The 7,328-nt window shown below is 63.6% G+C and carries 6 protein-coding genes; 1 reads left to right on the forward strand and 5 read right to left on the reverse strand.

What is annotated here, in order from left to right:
* Window positions 1–72 precede the first annotated feature (72 nt).
* The 5 genes from ORS3428_RS28085 to ORS3428_RS28105 form a co-directional block, all read right to left on the reverse strand.
* Entirely contained in the window at window positions 73–2,100 is a 2,028-nt protein-coding gene (locus ORS3428_RS28085; RefSeq protein ID WP_071101550.1) for an aldo/keto reductase, read from the reverse strand.
* Between the two features lie 55 nt (window positions 2,101–2,155).
* Window positions 2,156–3,241, reverse strand: a complete 1,086-nt coding sequence (locus tag ORS3428_RS28090) for an ABC transporter ATP-binding protein (RefSeq protein WP_071101542.1) — start codon at window positions 3,239–3,241, stop codon at window positions 2,156–2,158.
* Between the two features lie 12 nt (window positions 3,242–3,253).
* Complete coding sequence (locus ORS3428_RS28095) at window positions 3,254–4,090, reverse strand: carbohydrate ABC transporter permease (protein WP_071101543.1); 837 nt, start codon at window positions 4,088–4,090, stop codon at window positions 3,254–3,256.
* The gene (locus ORS3428_RS28100) at window positions 4,087–4,947 is read right to left on the reverse strand and encodes a carbohydrate ABC transporter permease (RefSeq protein WP_071101544.1); all 861 of its coding nucleotides are present in this window, start codon (window positions 4,945–4,947) and stop codon (window positions 4,087–4,089) included. Before ORS3428_RS28100 ends, ORS3428_RS28095 begins: the two co-directional genes overlap by 4 nt.
* Window positions 4,948–5,231: 284 nt before the next feature.
* On the reverse strand, window positions 5,232–6,500 hold the full coding sequence (locus ORS3428_RS28105) for an ABC transporter substrate-binding protein (RefSeq protein WP_071101545.1): 1,269 nt from the start codon (window positions 6,498–6,500) through the stop codon (window positions 5,232–5,234).
* Window positions 6,501–6,606: 106 nt separating this feature from the next.
* On the opposite strand from ORS3428_RS28105, the gene ORS3428_RS28110 reads away from it, so the two are divergent.
* Window positions 6,607–7,328, forward strand: a 722-nt coding sequence (locus tag ORS3428_RS28110; RefSeq protein WP_071101546.1) for a cupin domain-containing protein, incomplete at its 3' end; no start/stop codon positions are given.

Raw genomic sequence — 7,328 nt, forward strand, 5'->3', positions numbered from 1 at the left:
GGCAGCGGAACTGCCAATCTTCCCCCTTCCGGGGGRGATCGGACGTCGCGTCGGCTTTCGCTAATCTCAGACCTACGCCCTCCTCCTCTCCGGCCCTTCATCCAGCCACGCCAGATCCTCCGCGGTCAACGCAATATCCAGCGCCTTGAGACTGTCCTCCAGCTCGTCCAGCGTCCGCGGGCCGATCAAGGGCACTGAGGGGAAGGGCTGCGCCAGGACATAGGCGAGCGCGACGTGGATCGGGCTTTTGCCAAGCTTGCGGGCGAGCTCGATGGCGCGGTCGCGGCGGCCGAAATTCTTTTCCGAATACCAGACCCGCACCAGCTCCTCATTGTCGGTCCGGTCGCGCCCGGCGCGGTCGGTGAAGAAACCGCGGCCCTGGCTCGACCAGGCGAAGTTCGGCATCTGCCGCGCCGTCAGCCAGGCTTTCCACGCATCGGTCGAGGAGGTGATGCAGCCGGCCCAGATCGGCTCCAGCATCTCGGCCAGCGAGAAATTGTTGGAGAGTGCGCCCGGCTTCTGCTTGCCGTTCTTCTCGGCATAGGCAATCGCTTCATCCATGCGCTCCATCGTCCAGTTGGAGCCGCCGAACAGGYCGCGGATGCGGCCTGCCTTGGCCTCCCGGTCCATGGCGTCGACGAATTCGCCGACCGGCACATCCGGGTTGTCGCGATGCATGAAATATATGTCGACGTGATCGGTCTGCAGCCGGTCGAGCGACTGGGCGAGTTGCTTGCCGATCACGTCGGGATAGCAGAGTGGCGAATGCGCGCCCTTGGCGATGATGACCGACTGTTCGCGCACGCCGCGATTCYTGAGCCACTGGCCGAGCAGCGTCTCGGTGTAGCCGGCGCCATAGACGAAGCCGGTGTCGAACAGGTTGCCGCCGGCGTCAAAAAAGGCGTCGAGCAGGATCGCACCGGAAGAGAAGGTGCGGAAATCCTCGAARCCGAGCGCCAGCCGCGAGGCCTGCCGCRGCAGGCCGGGGATGGCGCGCTTGCCGATGGCCRTACCGCCGGTTCGAAGCGGCCGGCCGGAAATGGTGTTGATGCGCTTAGCCGGCTTCTCGATCTCATATTCGAGCCCGACCGCCGCACGCCATTTGTCGAGCACCCGCAACGTGCCGAGGCTGTCGGCCCAGCCCATGCCGGGCCAGGCGAATTCCTGCCGCCCGGCGAGGATTGCCTCGCCGGCAGCGTCGACCTCGAAGGAATAGAGGTGGCGCGTCTCGTTGAGGCTGATCGTCTCGCGCGTGCCGCCGGACCGGATCACGTCGATCCGGCCCGGTCCGACATCGCGGTTGCCACCGGCGAACCAGAAGTCGGGCACCTCGATCTGGCCCTTGGTGCCGAAAATGCGCAGGACATTATCCTGATTGAGCGAGATGCTGCAGGAGATCTCGGCGACGATGCCATTGGCGAAGCTGAGCAGCGCGGACGCCCATTCGTCGACGCCGGACTGGCCGAGATGGGCGGCGCCCACCACCCTGTCGGGCTCGAGGAAGGGCTGTCCGGCTGCCGCACCCGCAATCAGCCTGGCCATCGACACGGGATAGCCGCCGACATCGAGGATGCCGCCGCCGGCCAGCTCGTTAGCATAGAGCCGGTGCTCCGGCATGAAACCCGGCATGGCGAAGCCGAAGCTCGACTTGATCATGCGGACCTCGCCGATGACGCCCGACTTGATCAGCTCGACCAGCTTCAGCGTCTGCGGGTGCAGCCGGTACATGAAGGCTTCGCCTAAGAACGTGCCGGCCTTGCGCGCCGCATGCATCATGGCATCAGCCTCGAAGGCGGTGAGCGCCAGCGGCTTCTCGCACAGCACATGCTTGCTGGCTTCGGCGGCCTTGATCGCCCATTCGGCGTGGCCTGGATGCGGGACTGAAATGTAGACGGCATCGACCTCCTCATCGGCAAGCAGCGCGTCATAGCCGTCGAGGATGCGCGCGCCCGGAAAGGTTTCGGCAAGGCCCGGCTTGCCGGGGTTGCGGGCGCCGAGCGCGACCAGCGCGCCGGTTCGCGACTGCGCCACGCCGCCGGCAAAGGATCTTGCGATGCTGCCGGGTCCGAGGATGCCCCAGCGAATTTGTTGAGATGTCATGTCGAATTCTCCATGGGTCGCCGCCATACCTGGCATGCCGGCAAGGAAAAACAGGTCAGCGGATCCTTGCGCCTGCCTTGTCGAAGAGCAGCGAGCGTTCTGCCTTGATCGAGACGGTGAAATGGTCGCTGCTGGCGCGCTGCCGCGCCGCCTCGCGCTCGACGATCAGCTCCTCGGCTCCGGCATTGGCGTAGACGTAGCTCACCGAGCCCAGGTGCTCGGCGACATCGGCCTTGACCGGGATGTCGCAGTCGCCCTCGCCGGCCTCGAAGAAATGCTCCGGCCGGACACCCAGCACGACCTCGGTGCCGACAGCCGGCAAAGCTTCGCAGAGCGGCTTCTTCAGCCTGGCGCCGCCATGATGGGCGAGCTCGACGGTCACGGACCTCCGGTCCTGCTCGATCACATTCGCCTTGAGGAAATTCATCTTCGGCGAGCCGATGAAGCCGGCGACGAAACGGTTGGCCGGATCGTCATAAAGGTCGAGCGGCGCGCCGATCTGCTCGACATTGCCGGCCTTGAGCACGACGATGCGGTCGGCAAGCGTCAWCGCCTCGGTCTGGTCGTGCGTCACATAGATCATGGTGACGCCGAGCTCCTTGTGCAGGCGGGAGATCTCGACCCGCATCTGTACCCTCAGCTCGGCGTCCAGGTTGCTCAGCGGCTCGTCGAACAGGAACACCTGCGGCTCGCGCACGATGGCGCGGCCGATGGCGACGCGCTGGCGCTGGCCGCCGGACAATTGCTTCGGCCGCCGCTGCATCAGCTCCTCGATGCACAGGATTTCGGCGGCGCGCTTCACCCGGCGGTCGGTATCGGCCTTCGGGTTGCCGTTCATGCGGAGCCCGAAGCTGAGGTTCTGCTCCACCGTCATATGCGGATAGAGCGCATAGGACTGGAACACCATGGCGATGCCGCGATCGGCGGGCTCGACATYGTTCATCACCTTGCCGCCGATGGCGATCTCGCCGCCGCTGATGTCTTCCAGTCCCGCGATCATCCTGAGAAGCGTGGACTTGCCGCAGCCGGACGGGYCGACGAAGACGACGAACTCGCCGTCGGCGATGTCGATGTTGGCGCCGTGTACGACCTCGAAGGTGCCGAAGCGTTTGACGACATTGGTGAGTGTGACCGCGGCCATCGCGCTCCTATCCTACTTGACCGCGCCGGCGGCGATGCCGGCGATGAAATGACGCTGCAAGAGCACGAAGACGATCAACATCGGCACGGTCAGCAGCACGGCGCCGGCCATGATGCCGCCCCAGGACACCTTGGTGAGACCGATCAGCGTRCCGAGCGCCACCGGCGCCGTCATCGCGCCGGGCTGGCTGTTGATCAAAAGCGGCCAGAGATAGTTGTTCCRCGAGGCGAGGAAGAGGATGATGGCGAGTGCCGCCAGCATCGGCCGCGCCAGCGGCAGCGCGACGAAGAGGAAAATGCGCCATTCCTTGACGCCTTCGACCCGCGCCGCGTCGAATAGCTCGGCCGGCATCATCGAGAAGGCCTGGCGCATGAAGAGCACGCCCAGCGAATTGAACAGCGGCGGCACGATCAGCGCGATCCAGGTGTTGGCTAAAGCAAAGTCGCGCGCCACCATGATGAATTGCGGGATCAGCACCACAGCATAGGGAAGCGTGATGGTGCCGAAGATGATCGCCACCACCAGTCCCTTGCCGAGGAACTCGTAGCGGGCCAGCGCCCAGCCGGCCATCGAGGTGAGCAGCACGGAAAGAAATGTGTAGGTCACCGCCACCGAGACCGAGATGCCGATGGCGCCGACGAAATTGGTGTCGCGCTGCAGATTGTRGAAATTGTCGAGGAAATTACGGTGCGGCAGAAGCTCGATGCCAGGGCTGAAGATACCGTTGTCGGGCATGGTGGAGAACACCACCATCATCCACAGCGGAAACAGCCAGACCAGCGCCAGCGGGGTCAGGACARGATGCAGCGCGATCGTGCGCCCRAGCCGTCTTTGGGAGCGCGAGGTCATTTCGGCTCCCTTGTCAGCCAGAGCTGCATCAGCGTGATGGCGACGGCGAGCCCCGCCATGGTGTAGGCGATCGCCGAGGCATAGCCGAAATTGAGCGAGCGGAAGCCCTGGCGRTAAAGCAGCAGACCCAGCGTCTCGGTGCCGCCGCCCGGCCCGCCGCGCTCGGTGATCAGAAATGGCTCGGTGAAGAGCTGCATCGTGCCGATGATCGACAGCACGGCGCAGAAGACGATCACCGGCTTCAACAGCGGCAGAGTGATATRGAAGAACTGCTTGATCTTGCTGACGCGGTCGAGCGTCGCCGCCTCGTAGACGTCCTCGGGAATCGACTGCAGGCCGGCGAGGATGATGATCGCGTTGTAGCCRGCCCAGCGCCAGGTCACCGCGATCATGATCAGCGCCATGGCCGGCGTGACGTTGGAGAACCAGTCGATCTTTTCCAGGCCGACGCTGTTCAAAAGCTTGTTGATGATGCCGAAATCGAGGCTGAACATCAGYCGGAACACCGCCGAATAGGCCACCTCGCCGACCACGACCGGGGCGAAGARGGCGAAGCGGTAGAGGCCGCGCGCCTTGAGCAGCGGCGAATTCAAGAGCACCGCCATCACGATCGCCAGCGAAATCATCACCGGCACCTGGATGACCAGTATCAGCAGCGTGTTCTTCAGCGCGTTGAGGAAGGCGGGGTCGGCGATCAAGCGGCCCCAGTTGAAGGTCGGCGCAAAGCGCCACGGCAGGGTGCGGGTCGCCTGGAAGGAGATCAGGAACGAGCTGATGATCGGCCAGATCYAGAAGATCGCAAAGATCAGGAGATAGGGCGTGAGGAAGCGGTACGCGGTGGCGTTGCGGTAGCGCATCGTTTCCTCCTCCCTTCTGTTTTCTCAGGTTTGGCCCAGGTGCTGCGTTGTTCCGTCGGCGGCATCAATCGCTGATGCCGGCRCCGCCCCTCACCTGCCTGCCGGGCATTTCTCCCCGTAAACGGGGAGAAAGCGGCAGTTGCGACGCTGGCGATCGGCGAAATCATCGACGAGAGCGTTCCTCTCCCCGTCACTATACGGGGAGAGGATGCCGGCAGGCAGGTGAGGGGCAGCGCCGACGCTGCGGTAGTTGCCCTTCCTGCTTCTGCATCGGTTGCCACACCTCACTTTATCGGCAGGCCCGTCGCCGAGGCGATCTGATTGGCGGCGTCGTCGAGCGCTGCCTTGGCGTCCGGGTAGCCGCCGCCGAGATATTTCGTCTGCACGGCGCGAACGATGATCTCGGCGTCGCTCTGGAACTGCGTGCCGCGGCTCGGCACCACCTTCGGCAAGGTGRCAAGGATATCCTTCCACACCGCCTGGCCGCCCCAGTAGTCGAGGCCCTTCGCGACGTAAGGATCGTCGAGCGCCGAGACCAGCGAGGGCACCAGGCCGAAATCCTTCAGCATGGTGATCTGGCCCTCATTGGTCTCCAGCGTGTATTTCAGATAGGCGTAGGCGGCTTCCTTGTTCTTCGAGGCCGAGGTGATGGCCAGCGAGGAGCCGCCGAGATTGGCGGCGCGCGGGCCGTCGGCGGTCAGGCTCGGCATCAGATAGACGCCCCATTTGCCGCTTTCCTTCTGCGAATTGGTGCGGATGGTGCCCTCATACCAGCCGCCATAGACCTGGGTGGCGACGGTTCCGRCCGTGTTGTTGGTGATCTTGGTCGACCAATCGGCCGAGGATACGATTCCCGCGTCCTTCATTTCCTTCACCTTGGTCATGGCGTCGACGCATTTCGGCTGGTTGACCGTGATCGACTTGCCGTCCTCGGCGAAATAGGCGCAGCCTTGCTCGTTGGAGATCATGCGGAAGAATTCGGTGTCGCCGTTGAAGTCGGCATTGGTCATCGACAYGCCCGGATTGGCGGCCTGGATCTTCTTGCCGGCGGYGATGAAATCGTCCCAGGTCTTGATCGAGGYAGGATCGACGCCGGCCTTCTCGTAAAAGWCGCGGCAATAGAAGACGGCGACCGGACCGGAATCCCAAGGCATGGCGTAGGCCTTGTCGCCGACCTCGAGCTCGGTGCGCTTGAAGTCGGGGAATTTCTTCTGGTCCTCGGCGGTGTAGCCCAGCGTGTGCAGATCGACGAAGCAGTCCGGGAACTGGCTCCAGTAGTTCTCAGCCTCGCCATTCTCGATCGAGACGATGTCGGGCAGACCGACGCCRCCGGCGGCGCAGCCAGCGATCGACTTGTCATAAGTCGGCTGGTTGCCGAGGTCCTGAACTGTGACCTTGATGTCGGGGTACTTCTTGTTGAAGCCCTCGACGGTGGCCTTCAGCGACGACGCAGCGATGTCCCAGCTCCAGATCGTGATTTCGCCGGACTGCGCCATGGCGGGGCCGGAGCCGATGGCAAGCGCGAGCGCCGCGCAKGTCAGTGTGGTGCGCATTGAAATCCTCCCATTTCGTTTGCTCTCTCACCGTGAGCCTGGCTAGATTATGCGTCGCGGAAGGCTTGTCCCCGTCAAAGGGAAAAAGAAATTGGCGGAAAGTAAGATGCCGGAGCGTCCGTTCTACCAGCCAGGCGCCAGCAGCGTCGAAGGCCTGCCGCTGGCTTTGCAGATGTTTCATAACCACCCGCTGGTGATGCTGAAGCCGCATTGGCATGCCCAGGTGGAGGTGAATTTCATCGTGCGCGGCAGCGTGCATTACCGTATGGCGGAGCATGAAATCTCGCTGTCGGCCGGCGAGATGTGCCTGTTCTGGGGTGGCCTGCCGCACCGGATGGACGATCTAACGGACGATGCGATCTATGCCGGCGCGCATCTGCCGCTGGTGCATTTCTTCCGGCTGYACTTGCCGGCCGATGTCAGGCACCGGCTGATGACCGGCGCGACCCTGGTGACGAACGCCACCGATCAGTCCGACAACGATAATTTCAAACGCTGGAACGACTATGCCCGCTCCGGCGACGCAGCGAAGGCCGAGCATGCCGTCAACGAGCTGCTGTTGCGGCTGGAGCGGGTGCGTTTCGAGCCCTACCGGCTGGTGCCGGAAACGACGGCAGGGCAAGGGGCGGGCAGCCCCTTCGACCAGCAATCCTCGCGCAATGTCGGCCGCATGTGCGATTTCATCGCCGAGAATTTCCTCTACGACATCGACTGCGTGAACATTGCGGCTGCCGCCGACATCCATCCGAAATACGCCATGAGCCTATTCAAGAAATCGACGGGCATGACGCTCAACGAGTATGTCAATCTGCTGCGGCTGAGCTATGC

This window comes from Mesorhizobium sp. ORS 3428, assembly GCF_001854785.1.
Classification (GTDB): Bacteria; Pseudomonadota; Alphaproteobacteria; order Rhizobiales; family Rhizobiaceae; genus Mesorhizobium.